General features: G+C 63.8%; 3 protein-coding genes. All 3 read left to right on the plus strand.

The window, feature by feature from the left end; genetic code table 11:
* A partial coding sequence (gene thiC / locus AC1DWI_RS19310; protein ID WP_477725485.1) for a phosphomethylpyrimidine synthase ThiC occupies positions 1-1,185 on the plus strand: 1,185 nt, incomplete at its 5' end.
* Between the two features lie 23 nt (positions 1,186-1,208).
* A complete protein-coding gene (thiO, locus tag AC1DWI_RS19315) occupies positions 1,209-2,267 on the plus strand; it encodes a glycine oxidase ThiO (protein WP_477670405.1) in 1,059 nt (352 codons plus the stop codon).
* A gap of 5 nt (positions 2,268-2,272) precedes the next feature.
* Positions 2,273-2,488 (plus strand): sulfur carrier protein ThiS, encoded by a 216-nt coding sequence (thiS, locus tag AC1DWI_RS19320; RefSeq protein WP_477670404.1) that lies wholly within the window; start codon positions 2,273-2,275, stop codon positions 2,486-2,488.
* Positions 2,489-2,636: the final 148 nt, after the last annotated feature.

Genomic DNA, 2,636 nt, shown 5'->3' on the forward strand with positions numbered 1-2,636 from the left:
ATTGAGGAAGAAGTCGACAAGCTGGTCTGGTCGATTCGCTGGGGCGCAGACACCGTGATGGACTTGTCGACGGGTGAGAACATCCATGAAACGCGCGAATGGATTTTGCGCAACTCGCCGGTGCCCATCGGCACGGTGCCGATCTACCAGGCGCTGGAAAAAGTCAACGGCAAGGCCGAAGACCTGACCTGGGAAATCTTCCGCGACACGCTGATCGAGCAGGCGGAGCAGGGCGTTGACTACTTCACCATCCACGCCGGCGTGCGCCTGGCCTATGTGCCGCTCACGGCGAATCGCCTGACGGGCATCGTCTCGCGTGGCGGCTCCATCATGGCCAAGTGGTGTTTGTCGCATCACAAGGAAAGCTTTTTGTACGAACGCTTTGACGAGATCTGCGAGATCATGAAGGCGTATGACGTGTGCTTCTCGCTGGGTGATGGCTTGCGCCCCGGCTCGATTGCCGATGCGAACGACGAAGCGCAGTTTGCCGAGCTGCACACGCTGGGCGAGCTCACGCAGATCGCCTGGAAGCACGATGTGCAGGTGATGATTGAAGGCCCGGGCCACGTGCCGCTGCAGCTGGTGAAAGAAAACGTAGACAAGCAGCTTGAAGCTTGTTTTGAAGCGCCTTTCTACACGCTGGGCCCGCTGATCACCGACATCTCGCCGGGTTATGACCACATCTCTTCTGCCATGGGCGCAGCCAACATCGGCTGGTACGGCACGGCCATGCTGTGCTACGTGACGCCGAAAGAGCATTTGGGCCTGCCGAACCGCGACGATGTGAAGCAGGGCCTGATCGCCTACAAGATCGCCGCGCATGCGGGCGACCTGGCCAAGGGCTACCCGGGCGCGCAGATGTGGGACAACGCGGTGTCGAAAGCGCGCTTTGAGTTCCGCTGGGAAGACCAGTTCCGCCTGGCGATCGACCCCGACACGGCGATGGCTTATCACGACGAAACGCTGCCCAAAGAGAACGCCAAGGTGGCGCATTTCTGTTCGATGTGCGGGCCGAAGTTCTGCTCGATGAAAATCTCGCAGGAGGTGCGCGAGTTTGCCCGGCTTAACCCGGCCAGCACCACGCTGGCGCCGGCAGCCACGACAATTCCCATCAAGCAGATCGCCACCGGCTTTGAGGAAAAGGCCAAGGAGTTCCGCGAAGGCGGGAGCGAGATCTATTCCTGAGTTGTTTCGGAGCCGTCCCTGACATGAGCACTTTGCACATCGGTATTGCGGGCGCGGGCCTGGCCGGCCGCACGCTGGCCTGGCGCCTGCTGCGTGCAGGCTGCCGCGTCAGCCTGTTCGATGCGCGGGCGCGTGACGATCTGGCCACGGCCTCGATGACGGCGGCGGCCATGCTGTCGCCGCTGGCGGAACTGGCGGTGGCGGACGAGGCCGTGTTTGCCTTGGGCCAGCGCTCCATGCAGCTGTGGCCGGAGTGGATTGCAGAGTTGGAGGCTGAAGGCTTGCCGGTGTATTTCCGGCGCGAAGGTACGCTGGTGGTGGCCCATGCGCCCGACCAGAGTTCGCTGGAACATTTCACCCGCCTGCTGATGCACAAGCTGCCTGATGCGTCACGCGCGCAGGTACAGGCGCTTGATGCCGCTGCGCTGGGCCGTGCCGAGCCGGCATTTGCCGGGCGCTTTGGCGGTGGCTTGTTGCTGGAGGGCGAAGGCCAGCTGGCCAATGACCAGTGGATGGCCGCGCTGGCGGTGGAGATCGACAGGCTGGGCGGTACCTGGCTCGAAGGTCAGGCGGTCAACGCCGTGGAAGAGGGGCGCATCGTCTGCGCCGGGCAAACTCATCGTGTGGATATTGCGGTGGACGCACGCGGTGTGGGTGCGAAGGAAGGCTGGCCGCAGCTGCGCGGCGTGCGCGGCGAGGTGCTGACGGTGGAATGCGCCGGCGTGACGTTGCAGCGCCCGGTGCGTCTGATGCATCCGCGCTACCAGCTGTATGTGGCGCCACGGCCCGGCCACCGCTTTGTCGTCGGCGCGACCGAACTGGAGTCGGAAGACAGCGGGCCGGTGACCTTGCGCTCCACGCTCGAGCTCGCCAGTGCGCTGCACAGCCTGCACCCGGCGTTTGGCGAGGCCAGGGTGCTGCGCCTGGCGGCTGCGCTGCGGCCCGCGCTGGACGACCACCGGCCGGCGATTGCGCTGCGCAACGGTGTCTGGCATATCAATGGCTTGTACCGGCATGGTTATCTGTGTGCGCCCGCGCTGGTGGACGGGCTTGTCCATAAACTCCTGGGGTACGGAGAATGAATGACATGACGACGACAACATTGCAGATCTCTTTGAACGGCGAACGCATGGAAACCGATGCGTCAACCCTGCAGGCTTTGCTGCAGGCGCGGGGCTACGACTTCAAGAGCGCCTTTGCCTGCGCCATCAACAACGGGTTTGTGCCGCGGCCGCAGTGGCCGGAGCGTGCGCTGCAAGACGGCGACCGCGTCGACGTGGTCACGCCTATCACCGGAGGCTAGAAATGGCACACCCCCGTCGGATGCTCACTGCGTGTAGCACCTTCCCCCCTTGCAGGGGGCGACACCWGCGGCCTGGCGGAGCCAGTTCCGCGGCGTCTGCTGGCATCGCGATACTTTTGCGGAACGCTTGATATGACAACATCTGCGT

This window comes from Polaromonas sp. P3_C2 (assembly GCF_056402675.1).

Excerpts from the sequence above, each read along its gene's own strand:
- thiO (WP_477670405.1), top strand. The coding sequence starts at position 1,209 with ATGAGCACTTTGCACATCGGTATTGCGGGCGCGGGCCTGGCCGGCCGC.
- thiS (WP_477670404.1), top strand. The coding sequence starts at position 2,273 with ATGACGACGACAACATTGCAGATCTCTTTGAACGGCGAACGCATGGAA.